The following is a 23,922-nucleotide window of genomic DNA, read 5'->3' as shown; positions in this document are numbered from 1 at the left end:
AGCCTCATACTCCACTCGCTCCCAAGCTGAGCGCGAAGAGTGGCTTCGGTCTGTGGCGAATTCGATACGCAACTTATAGAGTGGCATCAAGGTACGTTGAATTTGTCACAGGTCGCCGCAATCTTGCCCAGGCTGCAGGATTGTTGAGATGCAGAGATCGCATTGGGCACCGAAAATGACGCTGATCACTGAGGAGAAAGATGGATATCGAGGTTCTGCGCAGGGCACCGCTTTTCGCAACTCTTGACGACGAGGCTTTTGCCGCACTAACCGACGATGTAACCGAGGTAGATCTGTCCCGCGGGGCGACTTTGTTCTACGAGGGCGACCCCGGAGATCAGCTGTACTTCGTCGTCTCCGGCAAGATCAAGCTGGGCCGCACGGCCTCCGACGGACGCGAAAACCTGGTGGCCATCATGGGTCCCGGGGAGATTTTCGGCGAAATGGCCCTGTTCGATCCGGGCCCCCGCTCGACGTCGGCGACCGCCGTTTCGGAGACCCGTCTCGCTGGCGTCAAGCACGCAAGCCTCAAGAAGGCCATGGACAAGAGCCCCTCGATTTCGGGCCAGGTGCTCCAGGCTCTGGCACGTCGCCTGCGGCGCACCAATGAGAATCTTGCCGACTTGGTCTTCTCCGACGTTCCAGGCCGCGTCTCCAAGGCTCTGCTCGATCTCGCAGATCGCTTCGGTCGCCCGGCGACGGATGGCATCCTCGTGGCTCACGAGCTCACTCAGGAAGAGTTGGCCCAGCTCGTCGGGGCTTCTCGCGAGACCGTGAATAAGGCTCTCGCCGAATTCGTCCAGCGCGGATGGATTCGACTCGAGGCTCGCGCCGTCGTGATTCTCGACCTCCAGCGCCTCCGTCAGCGGAGCCGCTAACGCTTGATGGTTCGCCGTCACGGCGGATAGGCAAAGGGCCGGATGCTTCAAGCATCCGGCCCTTTGCCGTTGTCTTCAGTTAAGTCCTGGGTATCGGTTCAGGCTCCCTTGTCGCGTGTCCTCACGGCGTCGCGAGGCGGATCGAAGGCGAGCATCAGCTGCCCATCCTTTTCCACGAGTTCGGGCTTCTTCACGTGAACGCGGCGCTTTTTCGTGAGGAATGCGATGGTCGTGGGGCAGGCCGAAATGGCTTCCAGGAGGAAGAGGGTTCCCGGCGTTACCAGCTGGGAAATGGTCTTACCTACAGTATCTTCCAAACCGATTTCGTCGCCGAGAGCCGTCGGGTCCCGGTTCCCCACAAGACTTCCGGCGGATACCCAACGCCCCCACTGACCTTTCGAGGTCAAGAGTTTAGGCCGCTGCCCCACCGGAACGACGGATGCGAAGAAGTGCGTATCGAAACGACGGTGTGAGAAATCTGGCGTTTGCCACCGACCGATAGGCTTCAAGAGGTCAGTCCGCACTTTGAGCCCGGCCCTCTTGAGATAGTCGATGAAACCGAGCTCGTGTCCGGCGATGGCCTCCCGAGAATTCATCGTCTCGCTGGCCTCGGTGTATTCGACCGTGTCCTGGTCCGTGGGACCCGCGAACAACACACCGACCTCTTCAAAGCTCTCCCGAATCGCCGCGATCACAGCGCTTCGGGCGGCCACCACGTCGTCGTGGCCAAGTTTGACGGCCCACTGCGACGGCGTCGGCCCGTACCAACCGATCGGCTCGTGATCACCCGGTTCGGAGACCCCACCGGGAAAGGAGACACGACCCAAGGGCGAACCAGGGGTGGTCCTATAGGTAAGGAAAGTCTCCAGCCCGTCGTGGCCTTCTCGGATAAAGATCACCGAGGCCGCCGTCTTCATCTGACAGCACGCGGACTGGTCATCCTCGTCGAGCCAGGCCCGCGCCGCCGTCTCTTGACGCTCGGAGAGCGGAAAATAGTACGGCGACGACGCAACGGTGCAGGTCGGGCGCCCAGATTGCGCGGCGACCCGGTGGCCCGGGAAGGCCAGAGGTTTAGGAATATTCAACGATGAGTTCCACTTCAACGGGGACGTCGAGGGGAAGCACGGCAACGCCGACGGCGGAGCGGGCATGGATCCCGGCTTCCCCGAACGCTTTACCATACAACTCCGACGCACCGTTGAGAACCTGCGCCTGACCAGTAAATTCAGGATCCGAACTGACGAATCCCGTGACCTTAACCACGCGCTTGACGCGGTCGAGGTCTCCAATCACGGATTTAACCGCGGCCAATGTGTTCAAGGCACACACACGAGCCTGATCGATGGCGTCATTCAAACTCACGGTGCCATCGGCTCCGGTTTCTGAAACCTTGCCCTTGAAAGCGAATTCACCGTTCTGCACGGGAATCTGCCCGGAGGTATAGACATACTGTCCCGAAACCACGGCCGGCACATACGAGGCCACGGGCGCCGCCACCTCGGGAACCGTGAGTCCCATGTCTTTCAACCGCGCTTCGACCTGTGAAGTCGTCATCGCTTAGGCCTCCTTGGGGCGCTTGAAATAGGCGATCGGGTTAGTCTGCGTCGGCGCGACCATATTGCCGGAGGGCGCATCGCCGGCCGGAGCGTTACCCGGCAGCACGGTGACGAGCTCCCATCCGTCGTGTCCCCAATTGTCGAGGATCTGCTTGGTCGCGTGGATCATCAGCGGCACGGTGGCGTATTCCCATTGAGTCATGGAACAAGACTATCCACGTCGGACACATGGCGCTATTCCAAGCGGCGGAGAGCGAACCTGAGAGAAAGGCCAGAGGCTCGCATCAACAGGCGGGATTTTCAGGGGTTTTCCAGCCGATTTCCGGACACGGTGTGATTTATCCACAGAGGGCTCGTTCGCCACACGTTTTCCCTGATCGACTTGTATGCTGTTGGAATGGCTTCACCCAAGAAATCAGCTCGGCGGCGCGAACGGCGCAATCCGAGCGACTTCATTCAGTTCATTGCCCTGAGTATCGTCGCGGGATTCGTGACGGCCGGATTGTTGATCCCGCCGGCCGCGACCGCCGGTCTCACGGCCAGCGCCTCGATCAACTGGTTCAAGGGCCTCCCTAGCGACCTCTCCGACGGCCCACTCTCAGGTCCGTCGACCTTCCTGACCAGTGACGGCAAGACCCTCGCGACGTTCTATTCCGAGAACCGTGAAGAAGTGTCGCTGGACCAGATCTCGCCGAACATGGTTAACGCTCAGTTGGCGATCGAGGACGACAGCTTCTATGAACACGGCGGTGTTGACGCGTTCGGCATCGGCCGCGCGGTGCTGAATAACCTCGTGCACCCCGGAACCCGACAGGGCGCCTCCACCATCACCCAGCAGTACGTCAATAACCTGCTGATTGATCAAGCGACCCAGAAGGGCGCGGACGCCACCTCCACCATGGGCGCCAACAAGGGCATGCTGGACAAGATCAAAGAGATGAAGCTCGCCATCTCGATGGAGCAGAACAAGTCGAAGGACGAGATCCTCAACGGCTACCTGAACATCGTGAACTACGGCGGCAGCAACTACGGCGTTCAGGCGGCCTCGCAGTATTACTGGGGCAAGGACGCCAAGGATCTCAATATCCAGCAGTCCGCACTCCTCGCGGGCATGGTTCAGTCGCCGACCTACTACGATCCCGAAGCCAATCCCAAGGCAGCGACGAACCGACGGAACACCGTTCTCCACTCGATGTTGATCCATAACAAGATCACCGAGGCCCAGTACGAGGAAGCCAAGGCAGCCCCGCTCGACCTCGACATCCACCACACAAATTCAGGCTGTACCGCAGCAACAGACGCTCCGTACTTCTGTGACTACGTTCGTAACGAATTCACTCAGGACGAGCGATTCGGTGCCAATTCCAAGGAGCGACTGGCCAAACTCACCCGCGGCGGCTTGACCATCAAGACGACGCTCAAGAGCAAGGACCAGCAGACCGCTCAAGACCAGGTCAACCAGACCCAGCCCACCGACAACAATCCCGATTCGGTGAGCACGTCCTTGGTCTCGGTCGAACCCGGTACCGGCAACATCCTCTCGATGGCCCAGAACTCGAATTACAACAATGGCAAGGGCGTCGGTAACACCGTTTACAACTACAACGTCGACTCCCAGATGGGAGGTACACCAGGCTTCCAGCCAGGTTCGACCTTCAAGGCCTTCTCCTTGACCCAGTGGATCAAGGAAGGCAACGGGGTGGACGCCACGATCGATGCGTCACCGTTGAGCTACCCAGCCGGCACCAAGTGGCGCGCGAGTTGTAAGCCTGGCGGTTCCGTCGTGAACCCCGGTGCCAACGGGGCATGGTCCTTCCAAAACGCGGAGACCGGCTATAACCATCCGATGACGGTCAACGAGGGAATTTACAACTCCATCAACTCGGCCTTGTACGCGATGGATAATTATCTCGATCTCTGCGGCGTCGGCCAGACTGCTGCCGACCTCGGCGTGGTCAAGGGCGATGAGTCCAGGGGTCGCATCAACACCGAAGATTCCTTGGCCTCGTTGATCGGTACGGAGAACGTAGCGCCGATGGCCATGGCCAATGCCTTCGCCACCTACGCTGCGGAAGGCAAGTACTGCGCTCCGCGTTCTATCACGGAAGTGACCGACCGCAGTGGCAAGAAGTTGGACGTTGCCCCGAGCAGCTGTCATCAGGCCGTTGATCCCGACGTCGCACGCGGTGTGAACTATGTGCTCAAGAACGTCCTGACCAAGGGTTCCGCCTACAACCGCGGCATTGGCCTGGAGAATGCATCTGCCGCCAAGACTGGTACGACGGATAATTCCACCCAGACCTGGACGGTCGGCTACACGCGTGGCGTTTCGACCGCCTCGTGGGTGGGCAACGTCGATCTCGGTTCGCGCTCCTTGAATGGCCTGCGCATCAACGGCCAAACCAAGGATTATGTGGATGGTTCCACGTACGCCGGTAAACAGTGGCAGAACTACATGCAGGCTGTGGCCCGGGACTACAACACGGACGCGTTCACCAATCCCTCTGACAAGGTCGTGAACGATCAGATCAAGTCCAAGAAGGCTGACTAGCCTGCGATGAGCGGACGCCTTCACACCACGGCCCCCGCCTCGATCACCTCCCTCCCTGCCCTCGTCGGTGGGATCGGGATGGCGACCGCGGCGGGGGCCGCGTCCGTCCTTGCTTACGGACATTTCATCGAGCTCAACCGCTTTCAGGTCCGCGAGGAACGTCTCGCGGTGCTCCCTCCGGGCTCGCCCGACATCGTCATTCTGCATATTTCCGATATGCATATGATCCCGGGTCAACGCCGCAAGACGGCCTTCATGCACGGGCTGGCCGAACTCCAACCGGATTTGGTCATCAACACCGGCGACAACCTCAGCCACATCGATGGCCTGGACCCGCTCCTCACCGCACTGGATCCCCTCATGGACTTCCCTGGAGTCTTCGTCCCGGGGTCGAACTGTTATTTCGCTCCCCGATTGAAGAATCCAGCGCGTTACCTGTGGCGTCATACCGGCAACGAAGCCCGCGATCCTGACCATCAGCGGCTTCCCTTCGAAAAAATGCACGCCGCTTTCGAAAAACGCGGATGGAAAGGGCTCATCAACCGGACCGATGCCCTGATCATCCGAGGGGTTCGTTTGGATTTCTCGGGTGTCGATGACCCGCATCTCGGTTACGACCGCCACCCGGGTTTCAACCCCGAATCGAATGACCCGCAGGATTCTTCCGTGCGCATCGGCGTCATGCACGCCCCGTATCTGCGAACCATCCGTCAGTTCGCCGAGGACGGAGCCGAAGTGATGTTCGCCGGGCACACCCACGGCGGGCAAATCTGCCTTCCCGGTGGACGGGCCGTCGTCTCCAATTGTGACCTCGCCCCGTCCCGAGCGAAGGGTGTGAGCTACGAAGGATCGGCGCCACTACAGGTTTCTGCCGGCCTGGGAACCTCTCGCTTCGCACCGGTTCGGCTCTTCTGCCCGCCGGAAGCCGTCGTCGTCCGGCTCACCGCGAGGTCCGGTTCCTGACACCGAGGAGTCATGGAGGAGGAGCCATGCACGGTGGCTCCACCATGAATGCACATCACTTGTGAGGTATGCCTGACCTGCCTAGGAGGACGCCCGACGAGTACCTAGGATGGGCCCATGAGCCAGACCACATCCTCCCCCGCTTCTCACCGCTTCACCGAAACCACCCCAGAATTTTCCGCCGTGGAGACGGAGTTGGCCGCCCACCAGATTCCTACGAGCCACCGAAATATTGACCGGCTCGCGATGGCACACGATGCCTCCCACTACCTGATGGTTCCGCAGGGCATCGTGAGGCCCTCATCGGCAGGTGAGGTGGCTCAGGTGATGGCCGCCGCTCACCGAGCGGGCCTGCCGATTTCCTTTCGATCGGGAGGAACGAGCCTCTCAGGCCAAGCAGTTTCCGACGGCGTGATGGTCGATACCCGCCGCTCGTTCCGGGGCATCGAGATTCTGGATGAGGGAGCGCGCGTTCGGGTGCAGCCCGGAGCCACAGTCGGCGCCGTCAACGGTGCGCTCAAACGGTACGGCCGGAAATTGGGACCTGACCCCGCCTCATCGTCGGCGTGCACGGTGGGCGGCGTCGTCGCCAATAACTCGTCCGGAATGTCCTCCGGAACCGACTTCAACACTTATAGAACCCTCGAGTCTATGGTGTTCATCCTCCCGTCCGGGACCATGATTGATACCTCTGATTCCGACGCCGACCAGCAGCTGAAGGAGCAAGAACCCGCCATCCATGAAGGGCTCCTGCGGCTTCGTCGGCGCGTGATGGACAATGCCGAGTCGCGGCGCATCATCGCGCACCAATTCTCCATGAAAAATACGATGGGATATGGGGTTAACTCTCTGGTGGACTTCGAGTCGCCCGTGAAAATCCTGGAGCACCTCCTCATCGGTTCGGAAGGCACGCTCGGCTTCGTTGCATCAGCAACCTTTCGCACGCTGAAAATCCTGGACGCCACCTCGACTGGACTTCTGGTCTTTCCGGATCTGCTTTCCGCTGCCTCCTCCGTTCCGAACCTGGTGGAGGCGGGCATGTCGACCGTCGAATTGCTGGACGCGACCTCGATTTCCGTGGCCCAACGATCCGGTCGAGTGGCCGATGCACTGGCGGAAATCGATGTTGATCAGCACGCCGCGTTACTCGTTGAATTGAACGGTGAATCATCGAAAGAGGTTACCGACCTCAAACAGCAGGCGTGGCCGGCTCTGAAGAACCTCAACCTGGCATCTCCGCTGTCCATGACGGAGGACGCCTCGCAACGAGAGCTTCTGTGGGCCGCCCGCAACAACCTGTACGCTGCGGTCGCCGGCAATCGACCTCAGGGAACCAATGCACTCTTGGAAGACGTCGTCGTTCCCGTGGAAACGCTGGGTGAGACCTGCCGCAGCTTGGGGGCCATGTTCACGGACCATGAGTACAAGGATTCGGTGATCTTTGGACACGCGAAAGACGGCAATATCCACTTCATGCTCAATGAAGAATTCGCCGTGGATTCCAAGGTGCAGCGGTACCAACGGTTTACGGAAGACATGGTCGATCTCATTTTGGGTCACAACGGATCCCTGAAGGCCGAACACGGCACAGGTCGCATCATGGCCCCCTACGTCCGGCGTCAATTCGGTGATGAGCTGTACGAGGTCATGCACGAGATCAAACGGCTCGTCGACCCAGGTTCCATGTTGAATCCGGGGGTCATCATCAACGACGACCCGGATTCCTACGTCAAGAACCTCAAGGTCGAAGAGCCGGTCGAGGAAGAGGTCGATCGGTGCGTGGAATGCGGCTATTGCGAACCGGTATGTCCTTCTCGGGATCTCACCCTTACGCCGAGACAACGCATCGTGATGCGGCGCGAGATCAAGGCGGCCCATACCCGGGGAGATCATGAGTTAGCTCAGAGCCTCGAAAGAGACTGGGACTACGAAGGCGTCCAAACCTGCGCCGTGGACGGCATGTGCCAGACGCGCTGCCCGGTCGGCATCGACACAGGTGACCTGGTCCGTCGACTCCGATCGGAAAACCAGAATCCTCTCGAGGCCGCCGGATGGAAGGCAGCGGCTCGCGGGTGGGGCGCGGTGAACACCGCTGCGGGGTACGGCTTGCGGACCGCGAAGGCCCTCCCCTGGCCCGTTCCCACGACCGCAACGAACGTCGCGCGCAAACTCGTCGGCGACGACGTCGTTCCGCGTTACAACGCCCAGCTTCCCTCAGGTGGGCAACGAAGGGCACCCCGTCACGACGACGCTGCATCGTTCGTGTTCTTCCCGGCCTGCGTCAACGCCATGTTCGGCGCGGTCGACGAGCAAGGTTCCGCGACAGAGCAAGGGGCCACGGGCTCTCTCATGGCCGTTGCTCAGCGGGCCGGCCTCCGATGGTCAACCCCCGATGGCATCGGCTCGATGTGTTGTGGAACCCCATGGAAATCCAAAGGATTCAGTGGAGGCTATAACGTCATCTCGGAACGGGTGCTTCCGGCCCTCTGGGATGCGACTCGGGGCGGCGAATTACCGATTGTCTGCGATGCGTCGTCGTGCACCGAGGGCCTCCGGACGATGAAGGCCAAGGCCCTTGAAGCGGCGGAACACGGTCCCACGGTCGGCCACGACGGAACCGTGCGCGACTACTCTGCACTTCGGTTCGTGGATTCCGTGGAGTTTGTCGCCACCGAGGTGTTGCCGCGCCTCACGATTCGACGAAAACTCGACGCTTTGGTCGTTCACCCCACCTGTTCCGTGACCCATCTGGGGCTTATGGACCATCTCGTCGAGCTCGGTCAGGCCGTGGCCGAAACGTGTGATGTTCCGACAAGTTGGGGGTGCTGCGGATACGCGGGCGACCGCGGGATGTTGCATCCCGAACTCACCGAGGCCGCCACTCGAGCCGAGGCCGCAGAGGTCAATCAACGAAGCTATGACGCGTATGCGTCGACCAACCGCACCTGCGAACAAGGTATGACCGAAGCCACCGGCCATGCCTATCAGAACATCGTTCAGCTCGTAGAGTGGGCCAGCCGCTAACCTGTGCCCACGGAATGGCTGAGAGCACATCCCGCTGGTTTGCCGCCTTTTCACCGATCGGCTATTCTAGAGAAGTTGCGTGACGCAATAGCGAGTATTCGCGCGGACACGTCAACATCGGGATGTGGCGCAGCTTGGTAGCGCGCGTCGTTCGGGACGACGAGGTCGCAGGTTCAAATCCTGTCATCCCGACATAATGAGCCCCGGAGCGTTTTCACGCTCCGGGGCTTCGTCGTTTCTCGTCCCTCTGACTCTGACGATCAGGCGTTGCGGGCGGCTCGTCGTCCTTGCATCATGTCCCGAACTCCCACACATCCCGCCAGAACCACCACGGCGGCGATCACGAGCAAGCCGGTCATCATGGCCGTAGGCCAATCTGACGAGGCGACCGTAGCAAAGACCACCCCGGTGATGGCGGCGATACCAATCGAGGTGCCGACGCGTTGCCCGGTTTGAAGCACGCCGCCGGCCGAACCCGCGTATCTCATCGGCACGTCCGCGAGCGTCAAAGTCTGGTTGGGGCTCACGACGAGCCCTTGTCCGCCACCCACAAAGGTCAAACTGAGCAGCATCCACCATTCGCTGAGACCGATGGTCCCGTGCAAATACACCAGAAAGGCTGTGCTGAGCAGGCCAAAGAGCACGGACAACATCCCCATCAAGACCAGGGGCCGACCGATGCGCACAATGTGGCGGCCCGCGATGGGGGCGCTGATCGCACTGGCCGCCGCGGCAGGGAGACCCATCATGCCCGAGGCCAAAGCCGTGTGATGAAGACCCGACTGCATGTACAAAGCTACGAGCACCCAGACGCTCGTTACACCCACGAAGTACAGCCCGATCAGCATGGTCCCGTTAGCGAACGAGCGGGTCTTGAACAGGGCCATGTCGACCATGGGCTCACCACCGCGGCGTCGGTAGCGCGATTCCCACAACACCCACAGTCCGAGGAGTCCACAGCCGACCACCAACGAACTCCAGATCCAGGTGCCCGCTGCCGACTCAACAAACGGCAACATGATCAGCAATATCGCCAAACCGAACATGACCAGCCCCACGGGGTCAAGATCGACCTTGCGTTTGCGCATCGGCCGATCAGGATCGACCACCGGAAGGGACGACGTCGTGTGCTCAGCCGGAACGGGCTTCCAAGCCGAGTCCGGCAACCAGGCCTTGGCCAGCAGGAGCGCGACCACACAGATCGGCACATTGACGAGGAAAGACGCGCGCCAGCCGAGGGTCTCCCCGAAAACAGCCACGAGCACGCCACCGAGAACGGGTCCCACCGCTACCGATACTCCGACGACGCCGCCAAAGAGCCCGAATGCTTTACCGCGGGCCGTGCCCTTGAAGTATTGCTGCATGAGCCCAATCGTCTGCGGATTCAATAATCCCGACCCGAGCCCCATCGCAACGCGCGCGATATTCAGCACCAGGGCCGACGGCGCAAGTCCCGAGGCCAAAGCCCCGGCCCCAAAAAGCCCGACCCCGGCAAGGAAGAGAGGCCCGCGTCCGTAGACGTCCCCGGCACGCCCAGCCGCAACCAGGAGCACACCAAAGGCCAGCGCATAGCCGGATAGAACCCATTGCAATTCGGAACTACTCGCCCCGATGGAATCCTGGACCGAGGGGAGCACGACATTGACGATGGAAACGCTCAACAACGACATGAACAACGGGACCAGCGTCAGCGCCAGGATCTTCTTTTGCTCAGTGTCGAAGGAGTCAGATTGCGGTGGGGCCATGATGTCCAGTCCTACCCCTCACTTGGGCATCCGTCCACCTCACCCGAACTGAACCCCCGGCTGCGGGCGTGCCGATATGTCCTCACGAGCTGATGAGTTGAGTCAGGTAGTTGCGCCGTTCCGCACTTTCGCCAACCTGCCTTTACGCAGAGGGCCACTCCCTGCACACCCCTACAAGGCTTGACCTTCAACACAGTAGGCAGTAATTTGCTACTACAAATTTGAATGACTGTGTTTTTCTGACTTTGGAGTTGCAGTGAAAAAACTTATCTCATCCACCCTAACCACTTTACTCGCAATCTCTTTTTCACTGACAGGCGCCTCCCCAGCGCAGGCCCAGCGAGGCCCCAAAAATGGGTTGTCAACACAGAAAGTAAAAGATGCTTTGTCGACAATTCCACCCGACAAACTTCTAGAACCTAAAGAAAGTCAACCCAACCCGACCTTCTCCTTAATGCAAGATGAAATACCTAAACAAATAGAAATTAATGGCCCGTCCATTTCTATTGGGACGTTTGACATATCACTACCAAATTCGTCAGAGATGCAAATGGGTTCAACTGATAACAACCATCGCAAACTCTAGAGCTGATGAAGTTTATGAGTACGATAAACAAACAATGATAATTACTATCTTCTGACGCCCTGAGGTTCCATGGATAGCAAGCATGGAACTTCAGGATTGTCATTTTCATCGACCCGTTGCAACCGGATGTGAGAGGTTCCGAAGAAACATGGACAACAGACGAGACCATTAGCCTGCGTCAACGCCGACAAGGCACGGATAACGTGAGCTTTCTTAACACCTGCGGCATCTAACCGTCCCGACCTGCTGAGCTGCATGGTCAGACTCCCAGCGACCTGCTCTTCATGCGGAGGGCGAACGGCCCACGACATCAAGGAAACATAGTCGTACATTGATATGTGGATCCCATGACGACTATTTCAGGAGGCATCCTCATGCCCATCTCCGTAAAAGCACTTCAGAAGACCGGGCCCGACCAGCCGTACCGGGTCGCTCGCATCGAATTGCGCGATCCCCGCCCCGATGACGTCCTCATCGACATCAAGGCCGCCGGCATTTGCCACAGCGACATCCACACCATTCGCAACGAGTGGGGAGAAGCTCATTTCCCGTTGACCGTCGGTCACGAGATTGCGGGCGTCGTCGAAGCCGTGGGCTCGGACGTCACCGAATACAAAGTCGGTGACCGCGTCGGCGTTGGTTGTTTGGTCAATTCCTGCGGCGAATGCGAGGAATGCCAGGCCGGGCAACAGCAGAACTGCACCAATGGCTCCGTCGGCACGTACAACTCGAAAGACGTGGACGGAACCATCACTCAGGGCGGCTATGCCGAAAAGGTCGTCGTGAATAAGAACTTCGTGTTGAGCATCCCCGATGCCCTGGATTTCGACGTCGCAGCCCCGTTGCTGTGCGCGGGAATCACCACCTACTCGCCCCTGGCTACCTGGGATGTCCAGGAGGGTCAGAAGGTTGCCGTTCTCGGTCTAGGCGGACTGGGCCACATGGGCGTGCAGATCGCCGCGGCCAAGGGTGCAGAGGTCACCGTGCTTTCCAGGACCCTCAAGAAGGAAGCCGAGGCTCGTGAGCTCGGAGCCGCTCGTACGCTGGCGACCACCGATGAGAACTTCTTCTCGGAGCACCGTGGAGAGTTCGACATGATCCTCAACACCATTTCCGCGTCGATCCCGGTGGACCAGTACATGAGCCTGCTCAAGCCTCGTGGTGTCATGGCCGTTGTCGGTCTCCCGCCGGAGAAGCAGGAACTGAGCTTCGCTTCCGTGATCATGGGCCGCAAGGCCCTCGCCGGCTCGAATATCGGCGGTATTCCGGAGACTCAGGAAATGCTCGATTTCTGCGCGGAGCATGGGTTCGGCGCCAAGATCGAGAAGGTTTCCGTTCACGAGGTGGACGACGCCTACGACCGCGTCGTGGCCGGTGACGTCAAGTTCCGTTGCGTGATCGACACGGCGACCTTTGCAGACGCCGAGGTGACCGCCGAATAGCGCATTGCCTGTATTCGCGTCCTTGTGGCAGCGAATCAAGGTGGGCCCCGGTTTCCTTCGACTCCGCCGCCGGGCGGTTCGGAAGGAAGCCGGGGCTTTTCGTTGCCCGCCCATCGGAAAGGTGGGTGGCCACACAACGGTCGGCCGCCACGAGATCGTGCGGCAGAATAGAAAAGCACGTCGTCGTCGTAGAGAGCATCCTGAGCTATGAAACCACTGGTTATCGGCATTGCCGGAGGCACCGGTTCCGGTAAGACCACGCTGACCCACGAGTTGATTTCGCGTTTCAACGAGCACGTGGCCGTGGTGTATCACGACAACTACTACAAGAGGCACGACGACCTCACCTACGACGAGCGGTGCCGACTCAACTACGACGCCCCCGAAGCCTTCGACAATGAACTGCTCGTCAAGCACTTGGATCAGCTGATCGCCGGTGGCAGCATCGAATGCCCCATCTACGACTACGCGGATCACAACAGATCCGAAGAAACCATGATCATCGATTCCCAACCCATCGTGATCATGGAGGGAATCCTGATCTTCGCCGAGGACGACATCTGCCAACGCTGCGACATCAAACTGTTCGTCGACACGGATGCCGACGTGCGCATTCTGCGGCGCATCAAGCGCGATGTGTTGGAGCGCGGACGGTCCGTCGAGTCCGTAGAAGAGCAGTATCTCTCCAGCGTTAAGCCGATGCACGAGCTGTACGTCGAGCCATCCAAGCGACGCGCAGATCTGATCGTGCCCGAAGGCGGAACGAACCTCGTGGCGCTGGACATGTTGGTTCACCGTATCAACCGCCAACTCAATCCCGGAGTCTGAGCCGGACGGTTCAAGCCGGCGAACGGCACGTCGCGAGCACGTTAAGCATCGCCGTGCGCTCCGGCGCGGTCACGGTCAAGTCGTAGCGCGCCTTGACCCGTATCTGACGCACGAGGTACGCACATCGATATTCTTCACGAGGCGGCAACCACGCGGATGCGTCGTCAGCTCCCTTGGCTTCGTTCGTGGGCCCGTCCACCGCAAGAAGATTCTCCGGATCATTGGCAAAAGCCCGACGGCGTCCGGACGTCCACCGGGACGCGCCTGAGGCCCATGCATCCGCTAGTGCCACCACATGGTCGATCTGAACCCTCCTCGATTCCTTCCCCGCCGAGAAATCGATGTCACGTCCCGTATAGGGATCGTGCAATGTCCCGCTTGCCACCAAACACCCTTCCCCTTTCATCGAAGATTCGACGAGGTCACGACGGAGAATGTCGTTGCGGGTGTCGCACCCATTGCGGTCTTCGTCGAACCACGCGGGACCGAACAGCTCACGCCGATATCCTGGCGGATTCTCTTTGACACCCACGCGAAGCCCAGCCATCTGGGTCGCGATCTCTTCCGGCACCACGGCACTCCGAGACGTCGAGGACCGGTGAGGCCCCATCCACGGGATGCGGGGCTCCCACACGACCAACAAAGTACCCACCATGATCGCGGCGACCAAAGCTCCGACGACCCTGCGTAATGCCGAAGGCCGAGAGCGCGTGAGTCTCCATGTCACTGTCATGGCGACATCATCCCCTCACGCCATCGACGCCCGGGCCGGGCGCGCCCCTAAAGGCTCCTTGCTGTGGATCCCGCCGAAAAAACGCGGTGGTATTTCGCGGTGTGGACGAGGCAAGACAAAGCCCCGCGGTGACGGCTTCGAGGAAACCGTCACCGCGGGGCTCGCGGAGGCCGCAGTTAGCGGTCGAGAATGATGACGTCCAAGGTCCGAGGACCGTGAACCCCTTCGACGCGCTGCAATTCGATGTCCGAGGTTGCCGACGGGCCCGAAATCATCGTGATCGGACGCTCCGGATCCACCCGCCTCATGGCTTCGGGGACCAACTCCACAATGGATTCGGCCGGAACGATGCAAATATGATGATCCGGAACCAACGTGATGGCGCGGCGGCCTTCCTCATTCGTTCCGTTGAGGAAAATGGTGCCTGTCTCCGCGCACGAGACGGTCGACGAGGTGACCACCGCGTTGACCGAATCCAATTCCCGATGGGTCAAGGAGCCGGCCTTCGGGGCATTCCCCGAATCGACGATATGACGACGCGCCGCGCTGTCTTCGGGAATCCACTCAAGATTCAGACCGTTGGGGATCACGTACATCGACGAACGCCCCAACAGCTCCTTGATCTTCTCCGCTACGGTCGACGTCGTCTCTTCGTAGACGTTCGCCTTGTAATCGATGAGACGATCCTTGAGCATATCCCGCACGGCTTCGGCCGATTTGGTCGACTCGGTGCGGTATTCCCGCGTGGGCGTCGGGGGCACGGGATGATCCGCGAGAGCGTCGCGGATCCGGCCCAGAATGTCAGCCTTGGCATCAGACATCGCTAGTCACGCCCTTCCTGGGTGGTGGTATCTCCCGACTCCTCGGACCGGCCTTGCTCAGCGGCCCTGTCCTTCGCGGCCTTCGCCTTGAGTGCTTGCTCCTCGTGCAATTTCTGCGCGAGCCCCTCGTTCTTGGCGAGCAGGGCCTGCACGTCTACCGGCGCTTGTCCCGTCCGCTTCTGCGAGGCGTTCTTACGATTCTTCTTCCACCAATGGCGGAAGGCCTGGCTCGGCGGTTCCGGGATGTCACGGTACTTCGTCCAGCCTCCGACCAATCCGGGAAGCCAGCTAATCTTGTGGCTTCGGCCAGCGGCGATGCGCCCCACCGGGAGCCCACGCACCGCGGTCGAGAGCAAGAACGGCCGGGAGAACATCTCCTTGGCACCGGCCATCATCGCGTCCATCTGGTCGGGCAGGTGGCGCTTTTCGCCGTCGTCGCCCTTGCCGTGTTTGGCGTCAATGTCCTTGCCGCGCAGGTGAACCAGCACGTCCGGGATGTTGATCTTAACCGGGCAGGCCTCGTAGCAGGCACCGCACAGCGAAGAAGCGTACGGCAATGAATTATTCGATTGTTCCTCGACGCCGGTCATCAGCGGCGAAAGAATCGCCCCGATGGGTCCCGGGTACACCGAACCGTACGCGTGCCCGCCTGCGCGCTCATACACCGGGCACACATTCATGCAGGCGGAGCACCGGATACAGTGCAGAGCCTGACGTCCGACCTCGTCGGCAAGGGCCGCCGTCCGGCCGTTATCCATCAGAATCACGTGAAGATTCTGCGGGCCATCGCCCGGGGTCACGCCGGACCACATCGAGGTATACGGGTTCATCCGCTCACCGGTCGAGGAGCGGGGCAGCAACTGAAGAAAGACTTCCAGATCCTGGAAGGTGGGAACGAGCTTTTCGATGCCCATGAACGAGATCAGAGTGTCCGGCAAGGTCAGGCACATACGCCCATTACCCTCGGACTCAACGATCGTCAGCGTTCCGGAATCGGCGACGCCGAAATTCGCTCCCGAAATCGCCACCGTGTTCCGGAAGAACTTTTCGCGTAGGTGGTGACGGGAAGCCTCGGCGAGTTCCGACGGCTGATCCGTGATGTTGGGATCAATTCCGGGCATCTTCTTGAGGAAGATGTCACGAATCTCGGACCGATTGCGGTGAATCGCGGGAACGAGGATGTGTGACGGCTTATCGTCACCCATCTGAACGATTTCTTCGGCGAGGTCGGTTTCGATGGCCGAAACGCCTTGTTCCTCGAGAAATTCGTTGAGGCCCGTCTCTTGCGTGGCCATGGACTTGATCTTGATGACCTCTTCCACGCCCTGCTCGCGGATGATGTCCAAGGCGATCTGGTTCGCCTCGTTGGCATCACGCGCCCAGTGAACGTGGCCTCCCCGCTCGGTGAAGTTCTTTTCGAACTCCTCCAAGAGCTCCGGGAGACGAGCCATGACATCTTGCTTGATTTCGGATCCGGCCGTACGCAGGAGCTCCCAGTCCGGCAGCTCGCTGACGACCTTGAGGCGCTTATCGCGAATCGTGTGCGTCGCGAAGCCCAGGTTCTCCCGGAGCTGCTCGTTCTTCAGCTCGCGGCTCGCGAACTGCGTGAACGACTCCTTGGCCACGATATTGCCAGTTCCGTGATGAACCTTGGGCATGCCCAATGAGGTGACAGTCATGACTACTTGCCTCCTGAAGTAGTGGAGATCGCTACAGGCCCGGAAACCTCAAGGGGATTTTCCCGAGTGCTCGCGAGGATTTCGGCAAAGTGGACGGTCGAAACGTTGGATCCCTTGCGGGACAGCGCGCCGTCGATGTTCATCAAGCAGGACACGTCACCGCCGGTGCACAGTTCGGCACCGGTGGATTCGATGTTCTTTACTTTGTCCGCGACCATGGCGCCGGAGGTATCCGCGTTTTTGAAGGAGAAGGTTCCGCCGAAGCCGCAGCACTGGTCAAGATCGGGAAGGTCCTCGAATTCGAGTCCTTCGACGGTCCGGACCAGGTCGGACTGGCGCGTGCCGAGCTTCATGAGCCGCATTCCGTGGCAGCTGGAGTGGAACGTGACCTTGTGCGGGAAGTACGAGCCCAGCTGTTCGGCCGCGTTGGTGATGCCCAGTACGTCGATCAGCAATTTCGACAGTTCAAAGGTTCGTCCGGCTACTTCCTCGGCCGCCAGAGCAGTCTTTTCGTCGCCGGCGTGCCGCGCGATCATAGGCTGTTGATGATCCAATGACACCACGCACGAGGCCGACGGCGCCACGGCGACGTCGTAGTCCCATTCGGAGAAGGCTTTGACGTGGTTCTTGACCACGGGATAGGCATCGTCGAAATAGCCGCTATTGACGTGCATCTGGGAACAACACGTCTGCCCGGGAGGGAAGATGACTTCGTGGCCCAAGCGTTCCAAGATATCCACGGTTGCCCGTGCGACCCTCGGGTACATCGCGTCCACGATGCACGTTGAAAAGAGTGCAATCCTCATGGCGTCTCCAAATTCTGTGGATGCAGGCGGAGCTTCTCCCGTGAAGGCATGAAAGGACCGCCGGAGTTGACTTCACCTTAGTGACATTTTGTTAACTGCCTCCAATAAGGCCGGCCTAACTCACTGCATCCGCCCTCTCCCATGCGCAAGTCACCACGTCATGTCGGGCAACACTTCGATCCGGCGTGTCGTTCAGAAAACGTCATCCGCCACCCGGACGCTTCCCCACCCCCGTAACGCACTGGATGTTTTGGATTCGGACCACGATCTGGGTATGGTCTGGTCTGACCACAGTGTAATGGGCGACACAATGACGTGCAGGCCGCATACACCGTGCATCGTCACAGATCGCATCAGAGGTGAAGCGGCCTTCGCGGCTTCCCCTCCATGACACAAGGAGACCGCGTGGACTCGTTCACAGCCACCACCACGGCCGTCGCAGGCTCGGTCGGCCTCACGGCCCTCGTCGCAGCACTGCCGCTGTTGACCTTTTTCATCATGCTTCTGGGCGTCAAAGCCCGAGCGCACGTCTCAGCGCTGACGGCACTTCTGGTTTCTCTATTGGTTGCCTGGATCGGCTTCCATATGCCTCTTGGTTTGGCTCTGCTCTCTGGAACCCAAGGTCTGGCCTACGGCGCCTTCCCCATCGTGTGGATCATCGTCACGGCCCTGTGGTTCTACCAAGTCACCGTGGAGTCCGGGCGATTCGAAGACCTGCGCTTGATCTTCGACCGCATCGGCGGCGGTGATCTGCGCGTCCAGGCCATCCTCATCGCCTTCTGCTTCGGCGGCCTCCTGGAAGCCCTTGCCGGATTCGGCGCTCCCGTGGCCATCACGGCCACGATGATCCTCGCCCTCGGGGTTGCCCCGTTGCGCACCGCCGTCGTGGTTTTGGTGGCCAACACCGCTCCCGTCGCCTTCGGCGCACTGGCTATCCCGATCACGACTGCGGGAACCCTGACGAATGAGGACCCGGCGCTGATCGGAGCCATCGTGGGCCACCAGGCACCGTTCGTCGCCGTGATTGTTCCGCTGATCCTGCTGTGGCTCCTCGATGGCTTCCGGGGCGTTAAGGACGCTTGGCCGGCCGCCATCGTCATCGGTCTGTCCTTCGGTATTGCCCAGTGGTGGTCCTCCACGTACTTCTCCTACGAACTCACTGACATCGTCGCGTGCCTCGTTTCCATGGGTGTGGCCGTGCTCTTCCTCAAGGTTTGGAAGCCCCGAGGAGCGGAGGACTTCCGCACGCGCAACGACATCGCGGCGCCCCCTCAGGCGGAACAGTTGAAGCCCGGCCGAGTCTGGATGGCACTGGTTCCCTACGTCGTCGTCGTTGCCGTCTTCGCGATGGGCAAGTTGTGGAAGGCCGGTGTGAATTTGCCGGAATTGCTGGCCAAGACGGATGTCAAGATTCCCTGGCCCATCATTTCGGAGCACATCGTCAACGCCAGCGGCAAGCCGATTTCCGGAGCCGTTTACAAGTTCCAGTGGCTGTCTAACCCTGGAACCATGTTGTTGATCGCGGGCCTCATCGTCACCGTGGTGTACGCCGTTTTCAACGAAAAAGGCCGCTACCGCCTGGGCATCGGGCACGCCATCGCCCAGCTGTGGACGTGCTTCTATCGCATGCGGTGGTCCGCACTGACCATCGTGTCGGTTCTCGCGTTGGCCTACGTCATGAATTTCTCGGGGCAGACGGTCGCGATCGGTACGTTCCTCGCCTCCCTCGGTGGAATTTTCGCGTTCCTCTCCCCGACCCTCGGCTGGTTGGGCACGGCAGTGACGGGATCGGACACCTCCGCGAACGCTCTGTTCTCGAACCTCCAGCACACCGCGGCCCAAAATGCCGGATTGGATCCCAACCTGATGCTCGCCGCCAACTCGAGCGGCGGCGTCGTGGGCAAGATGGTTTCTCCGCAGTCCCTCGCCATTGCCGCGACCTCGGTCGGTATGGAAGGTCGGGAATCGGACATCTTCAAGAAGGTTGTTCCCTGGTCCATCGCGATGCTCTTGATCATCTGCCTGTTGGTCTTCTTGCAGTCCAACGTGCTCGCATGGATGCTGCCCTAGTCAGAGCCGGGAATCTTACGTCTAGGCTATGCATGTGGAAAATAAGGCCTACAGCATCATCGTCCAGTCCCTCGAACGCAAATTGCGCAGCGGCGAGCTTACCGTCGGCGATCGATTGCCGTCGGAACGCGCGCTGGCAGAGAGCTTCGGGATCTCGCGGGCATCAGTCCGCGAGGCCATCCGGGTTCTCGAGGCGATGGGTCTGGTTCGATCCGGCGTAGGTTCCGGCCCCAGCGCGGGTGCGGCCGTGGTATCCGAGCCATCGGCCGCCCTGGGCTGGGGCCTGCGCATGCATTTGGCGTCGAAGTTTCTGCCGGTGAGCGACGTCGTTGCCACGCGCGAGCAACTCGAATCGCGAGCCGCATCCGACGCCGCGAATCTCTGGCAAGGAACGTCCGACAAGGTCACCATGACCCGTGCCGCGCGTTGCCTCGATGAGCTGGACGACCCGAACCTACCGGACGCCCGCTTCCACGAGCTCGACGCCCAATTCCACTTGCTGATCTCCAGTCTCGGCGGGAACGTGGTGGTGACCACGATCCTCGATTCCCTCCGCCAGGCCACGGTCGGATACGTCCAAGAAGGCGTGCCGAGGATTACCGATTGGCCCGAGGTCAAACGTCACTTGCAAGAACAACACCGCGGAATACTCGCGGCGGTCAAAGATCGTGACGCGGAGCTGGCCGCCGAGCGAGTCAGCGCACACATCCGATGGTTCTTTGGGGTGGCCTACGCGGAGAATTCCAGCCCGGTGAGCTTCTCGTAAGCTTCCACGTACCGTGCCCTCGTCTTCTCGACGACCTCCTGCGGAAGCTCCGGCGGAGTCGTCTTGCCGTCCCAGCCGGAAGCGTCCGACGTCAACCAGTCACGCACGAATTGCTTGTCAAAGCTCGATTGAGGGCGGCCGGGTTCCCACTGATCGCGATCCCAGAATCGTGAGGAATCCGGGGTGAGCACCTCATCGCCCAAGGTCACCTCGCCGAAATAGGAGTCGAGGCCGAATTCCACCTTGGTGTCCGCCAAAATGATGCCTCGTTCTCGGGCGATCTTCTCCGCGGTGGAATAGATGTATAATGTCAGTTCGCGAACCCGCTCCGCCATCGATGCGCCCACGGCATCAGAGACTTCCTCATAGGTGATCGCTTCATCGTGCTCCCCAACCTCGGCCTTGCCCGTCGGGGTAAAGATGGGCTCCTCCAAGCGCGAGCCGTCCACCAACCCGCCTGGCAACGGCACGCCACAGACCGTCCCCGAGGTTTGATATTCCTTGAGCCCGGTCCCCGTCAGATACCCCCTCGCGATGCATTCAACGGGAAACATCGACAGGGACTTACAGATCATGGCCCGTCCGGAGACCTCTTCGGGAACCGAGGTCGACAGGACGTGATTGGGCACCTGCTTCAACTGGTCGAACCACCACAGGCTCAGCTGGGTCAGGATCTTTCCCTTGTCGGGAATCGGCGTGGGCAGGATGTGGTCGAAGGCGCTAATCCGGTCGGTTGCCACCACCATGACGGAACCGGCCCGAGCCTCGGCATTATCCGCGAAGGAACATCCGACGACGTCGTTCCCCTTGGCGGGAACGTAGAGGTCTCGGACCTTACCGGAATAAATATGCTTCCAGCCGGGAATTTCGGTGGGTTCTTCGGACATGCGCTGTACTCCTGTGTGCGTGGTGTGCGGCCCGCGCCGCACGCGCGTGGCCCGATGCGTGATGAGCTTTAGGTGGTGGGGACGACGACGTCGCCTGCGGCGGCCAATTCCGCAATATCAGTGCGATATTGGGCGCCTTCCCACGTAATTTTGTGGACCCCGGCGTATGCCTTGGACCGGGCCTCGGAAAGATCGTCGCCGAGAGCAACGACCGCCAAGACGCGACCGCCATGAGTCACGATGGATGGGTTCCCGGAGGCGTCCGTATCGATACGGGTTCCCGCGTGAAGCACAGAGACATCGTCGAGAGCCTCTGCGTCGTCGAGGCCGTGGATCGCGTCACCTTTACGCGGCGCATCGGGATAGTGTTCCGCAGCCATGACCACGTCGACGGCGGTGCGGAGGTCCCATTGCAGAGCCTCGCGCTCGCCGAGGTCCCCGTTGGCGGCCGCGAGCAGCAACTGGCCCAACGGCGTCTTGAGACGAGCCAGGACCGCCTGGGTCTCGGGATCACCGAAACGGGCGTTGAATTCAATCACCCGAAGTCCACGGCGGGTCACCGCGAGCCCGCAATACAGCACGCCAACGAATGGCGTGCCTCGCTGCGCCATGACGTCCACGGTGGGTTGCGCCACGCGGCGAATGACCTCGTCGGTAAAATTCTCCGGCAGCCACGGTAAGGGAGTGTAGGCACCCATTCCGCCGGTATTCGGCCCTTCATCGCGGTCGAAGATGCGCTTGAAGTCTTGCGCCGGGCTCAAAGGAACCGTGCGCTGTCCGTCGCAGATCACGAAGAGCGAGACCTCGGGGCCGTCCAGGTACTCCTCGATGACCACGCTGGACCCGGCGGAGATGCAGGCCATGGCGTGTTCAAGGGCCTCATCCCGACGTTCCGTAACCACCACGCCTTTGCCCGCGGCCAGGCCGTCGTCCTTGACGACGTAAGGGGCGCCAAAGGCGTCCAGGGCTTCCTCGACCGTCGCGGCATCGTGCGCCACACGCGACATCGCGGTGGGGACATCGGCCTCGGCCATGATCTCCTTGGCGAATGCCTTGGACCCCTCCAGCTGGGCTGCGGCCGCGTCCGGGCCAAATACCGGGAAGCCCGCTTCTCGCAGGGCATCGGCCACGCCGGCCACCAACGGTGCCTCGGGTCCAATGACCACGAGATCTGCCTCGAGCCTCTCGGCGAGCGCCGTCGCTTCTTCGGGACTGTTCGCGTCGATCGAGTGCGTGGGGACGATGACAGAGATGCCCGCGTTACCCGGCGCCGAGTGCACCTCCGTCACGGCGGGATCGCGCAGAAGCGCAGTGATGATCGCGTGCTCTCGCCCACCGGGGCCAAGGACCAAAACCTTCATAGAGCAACAATAACGAAAAGGTCACGATCTCGAGCCATCGGCCCGCTCCTCCCCTCCTAAGTTATTACCTCCTTGTGAAGCACACCATGCTGTAAAGCGGAATGTGCTTTGCCAACCACTCAACTACGACGTCCCGTGACGCGGTGGCCACAGGGCCTCGACGTGGAAGAATGTGCCCATGGAGACTTTCAGCGCAGACAGGGCGGCCGAGCTGGCCGTCGTCGAACGGAGCGGATTCGTCGAATCACGCCATCTTGGTGCGGCCGCCGTCGTGTCTCCCGAGGGTGAGCTGGTGCGCTCGCTGGGGGATTCGGCCGCCGCCATCTACCCGCGATCCGCTCTGAAACCCTTCCAGGCGATTGCGTCGCTCAAGGCTGGCGCCCCTTTGCGAGGTGCTCAAGTAGCGATTGCCGCCGGTTCGCACGAAGGGTCCTTCGAGCACATGAAGGTCGTTGCGGGCATGCTTCAGGCTGCCGGCCTCACCCCGGAGAATCTGCAGTGCCCAGCGGCCTATCCCAAGGACGACGCAGCGCGCGCGTATCTCGTCTCGCACGAGAAGGGTCGTCAGCGCATTGCCTTCAACTGCTCTGGAAAACACGCCGCGTTTCTCTGGGCCTGCGCCCACAACGATTGGGATACCGAGACCTATCTGGAGCCGGACCACCCGCTCCAGCGCCTGGTCCTGGAGATCGTGGAAGAGGCCACGGGTGAGCGCGTCCAACACGTCGGCGTGGACGGTTGCGGGGCCCCCGTCCCCACGATGAGCCTCAACGGACTCGCCAAGGCCTACTCCACGTTGGGTGCGGGCATCCGCAACATTTCGGCCGATGCGAGGACGGCAACCATGGCCACCGCCATGAACGACTATCCCGAAATGGTTCAAAACCACGGCCGCCCCAACACACTCGTGATGGAGGAACTGGACGTTGTCGCGAAGTTCGGTGCCGAAGGCATCCTCGCGATCGGTACTCGCGAGGGAGCCGGCGTCGCGGTCAAGGCCTTAGATGGTTCTCCCCGGGCGGTCACGATGGTCGCGCTCTCCCTGTTGGCTCAGGAAGGTTATGTGGATCCGCAGATCGCGAAGGATTTGATCTCACGTACGACTCCGCCCATCAACGGCGCGGACGTGAGGGTGGGCGAGATCCGGCTCGGCGGTGCCTTCAACCCAGAAGCCACCGTGGAAGACGATCCTGGCGTTGCGGACGCTTCGGAAGGCCTCGAGTAGC

The 23,922-nt window shown here is 60.8% G+C and carries 20 protein-coding genes and 1 tRNA gene; 11 read left to right on the top strand and 10 right to left on the bottom strand.

Annotation, left to right across the window (positions count from 1 at the left end; translation table 11 throughout):
* Nucleotides 1-200: 200 nt before the first annotated feature.
* Nucleotides 201-878, top strand: coding sequence for a Crp/Fnr family transcriptional regulator (locus B9Y51_RS06330; protein ID WP_048683688.1), 678 nt, complete (start codon nucleotides 201-203; stop codon nucleotides 876-878).
* Between the two features lie 98 nt (nucleotides 879-976).
* Here B9Y51_RS06330 and B9Y51_RS06325 read toward each other — a convergent pair whose 3' ends face one another.
* From B9Y51_RS06325 to B9Y51_RS06315, 3 genes are read right to left on the bottom strand one after another with little or no spacing between them, the layout of a single operon-like run.
* On the bottom strand, nucleotides 977-1,963 hold the full coding sequence (locus B9Y51_RS06325) for an NUDIX hydrolase (RefSeq protein WP_245826085.1): 987 nt from the start codon (nucleotides 1,961-1,963) through the stop codon (nucleotides 977-979).
* On the bottom strand, nucleotides 1,950-2,432 hold the full coding sequence (locus tag B9Y51_RS06320) for a RidA family protein (protein ID WP_085529175.1): 483 nt from the start codon (nucleotides 2,430-2,432) through the stop codon (nucleotides 1,950-1,952). Before B9Y51_RS06320 ends, B9Y51_RS06325 begins: the two co-directional genes overlap by 14 nt.
* Before the next feature lie 3 nt (nucleotides 2,433-2,435).
* The gene (locus B9Y51_RS06315) at nucleotides 2,436-2,636 is read right to left on the bottom strand and encodes a DUF4177 domain-containing protein (protein ID WP_048683695.1); all 201 of its coding nucleotides are present in this window, start codon (nucleotides 2,634-2,636) and stop codon (nucleotides 2,436-2,438) included.
* Nucleotides 2,637-2,831: 195 nt separating this feature from the next.
* Between B9Y51_RS06315 and B9Y51_RS06310 the strand changes: the two genes are divergently transcribed.
* From B9Y51_RS06310 to B9Y51_RS06295, 4 genes are all read left to right on the top strand, one after another.
* The gene (locus tag B9Y51_RS06310; RefSeq protein ID WP_048683698.1) at nucleotides 2,832-4,985 is read left to right on the top strand and encodes a transglycosylase domain-containing protein; all 2,154 of its coding nucleotides are present in this window, start codon (nucleotides 2,832-2,834) and stop codon (nucleotides 4,983-4,985) included.
* Between the two features lie 6 nt (nucleotides 4,986-4,991).
* Complete coding sequence (locus tag B9Y51_RS06305) at nucleotides 4,992-5,948, top strand: metallophosphoesterase (RefSeq protein ID WP_085529174.1); 957 nt, start codon at nucleotides 4,992-4,994, stop codon at nucleotides 5,946-5,948.
* Between the two features lie 117 nt (nucleotides 5,949-6,065).
* On the top strand, nucleotides 6,066-8,972 hold the full coding sequence (locus tag B9Y51_RS06300) for an FAD-binding and (Fe-S)-binding domain-containing protein (protein ID WP_085529173.1): 2,907 nt from the start codon (nucleotides 6,066-6,068) through the stop codon (nucleotides 8,970-8,972).
* Between the two features lie 118 nt (nucleotides 8,973-9,090).
* Nucleotides 9,091-9,164 (top strand) — tRNA-Pro (locus B9Y51_RS06295).
* Nucleotides 9,165-9,232: 68 nt separating this feature from the next.
* On the opposite strand, the gene B9Y51_RS06290 is transcribed toward B9Y51_RS06295, so the two are convergent.
* The gene (locus tag B9Y51_RS06290; protein ID WP_085529172.1) at nucleotides 9,233-10,717 is read right to left on the bottom strand and encodes an MFS transporter; all 1,485 of its coding nucleotides are present in this window, start codon (nucleotides 10,715-10,717) and stop codon (nucleotides 9,233-9,235) included.
* A 256-nt stretch (nucleotides 10,718-10,973) separates the two neighbouring features.
* Between B9Y51_RS06290 and B9Y51_RS11070 the strand changes: the two genes are divergently transcribed.
* The 3 genes from B9Y51_RS11070 to udk all read left to right on the top strand — a co-directional run bounded on the left by B9Y51_RS11070 (nucleotide 10,974) and on the right by udk (nucleotide 13,573).
* Nucleotides 10,974-11,303: a hypothetical protein gene (locus B9Y51_RS11070; protein WP_143468016.1), complete on the top strand. Its 330-nt coding sequence runs from the start codon at nucleotides 10,974-10,976 to the stop codon at nucleotides 11,301-11,303.
* Between the two features lie 374 nt (nucleotides 11,304-11,677).
* A complete protein-coding gene (locus B9Y51_RS06285) occupies nucleotides 11,678-12,745 on the top strand; it encodes an NAD(P)-dependent alcohol dehydrogenase (protein WP_048684061.1) in 1,068 nt (355 codons plus the stop codon).
* 207 nt (nucleotides 12,746-12,952) lie between these two features.
* The gene (gene udk, locus B9Y51_RS06280; RefSeq protein ID WP_048683711.1) at nucleotides 12,953-13,573 is read left to right on the top strand and encodes a uridine kinase; all 621 of its coding nucleotides are present in this window, start codon (nucleotides 12,953-12,955) and stop codon (nucleotides 13,571-13,573) included.
* Nucleotides 13,574-13,583: 10 nt separating this feature from the next.
* Here the strand turns inward: udk and B9Y51_RS06275 are convergent, their stop codons facing one another.
* The 4 genes from B9Y51_RS06275 to B9Y51_RS06260 all read right to left on the bottom strand — a co-directional run bounded on the left by B9Y51_RS06275 (nucleotide 13,584) and on the right by B9Y51_RS06260 (nucleotide 17,612).
* Nucleotides 13,584-14,306, bottom strand: a complete 723-nt coding sequence (locus tag B9Y51_RS06275) for an HNH endonuclease family protein (protein WP_085529171.1) — start codon at nucleotides 14,304-14,306, stop codon at nucleotides 13,584-13,586.
* 176 nt (nucleotides 14,307-14,482) lie between these two features.
* Nucleotides 14,483-15,127, bottom strand: a complete 645-nt coding sequence (locus B9Y51_RS06270) for a LutC/YkgG family protein (protein WP_048683717.1) — start codon at nucleotides 15,125-15,127, stop codon at nucleotides 14,483-14,485.
* A 2-nt stretch (nucleotides 15,128-15,129) separates the two neighbouring features.
* Nucleotides 15,130-16,806 carry a lactate utilization protein B gene (locus tag B9Y51_RS06265; protein ID WP_048683718.1) on the bottom strand — a complete coding sequence of 559 codons (1,677 nt, stop codon included), beginning with the start codon at nucleotides 16,804-16,806 and terminating at the stop codon, nucleotides 15,130-15,132.
* Nucleotides 16,807-16,808: 2 nt separating this feature from the next.
* Entirely contained in the window at nucleotides 16,809-17,612 is an 804-nt protein-coding gene (locus B9Y51_RS06260) for a (Fe-S)-binding protein (protein ID WP_048683721.1), read from the bottom strand.
* Between the two features lie 405 nt (nucleotides 17,613-18,017).
* On the opposite strand from B9Y51_RS06260, the gene B9Y51_RS06255 reads away from it, so the two are divergent.
* Nucleotides 18,018-19,682: an L-lactate permease gene (locus B9Y51_RS06255; RefSeq protein ID WP_085529170.1), complete on the top strand. Its 1,665-nt coding sequence runs from the start codon at nucleotides 18,018-18,020 to the stop codon at nucleotides 19,680-19,682.
* Nucleotides 19,683-19,716: 34 nt separating this feature from the next.
* A complete protein-coding gene (locus B9Y51_RS06250) occupies nucleotides 19,717-20,448 on the top strand; it encodes a FadR/GntR family transcriptional regulator (RefSeq protein WP_238650876.1) in 732 nt (243 codons plus the stop codon).
* On the opposite strand, the gene B9Y51_RS06245 is transcribed toward B9Y51_RS06250, so the two are convergent.
* The gene (locus B9Y51_RS06245; protein ID WP_085529169.1) at nucleotides 20,412-21,335 is read right to left on the bottom strand and encodes a phosphoribosylaminoimidazolesuccinocarboxamide synthase; all 924 of its coding nucleotides are present in this window, start codon (nucleotides 21,333-21,335) and stop codon (nucleotides 20,412-20,414) included. The genes B9Y51_RS06250 and B9Y51_RS06245 overlap by 37 nt on opposite strands.
* 68 nt (nucleotides 21,336-21,403) lie before the next feature.
* Nucleotides 21,404-22,696: a phosphoribosylamine--glycine ligase gene (gene purD / locus B9Y51_RS06240; protein ID WP_085529168.1), complete on the bottom strand. Its 1,293-nt coding sequence runs from the start codon at nucleotides 22,694-22,696 to the stop codon at nucleotides 21,404-21,406.
* A gap of 178 nt (nucleotides 22,697-22,874) precedes the next feature.
* On the opposite strand from purD, the gene B9Y51_RS06235 reads away from it, so the two are divergent.
* Nucleotides 22,875-23,921: an asparaginase gene (locus B9Y51_RS06235; protein WP_085529167.1), complete on the top strand. Its 1,047-nt coding sequence runs from the start codon at nucleotides 22,875-22,877 to the stop codon at nucleotides 23,919-23,921.
* The last annotated feature ends 1 nt before the right edge of the window (nucleotide 23,922 follow it).

The sequence above is a fragment of the Kocuria massiliensis genome (assembly GCF_900169715.1).
Taxonomy (GTDB): Bacteria; Actinomycetota; Actinomycetes; order Actinomycetales; family Micrococcaceae; genus Rothia; species Rothia massiliensis.
This window is presented reverse-complemented; position numbering and strand designations above follow the sequence as displayed.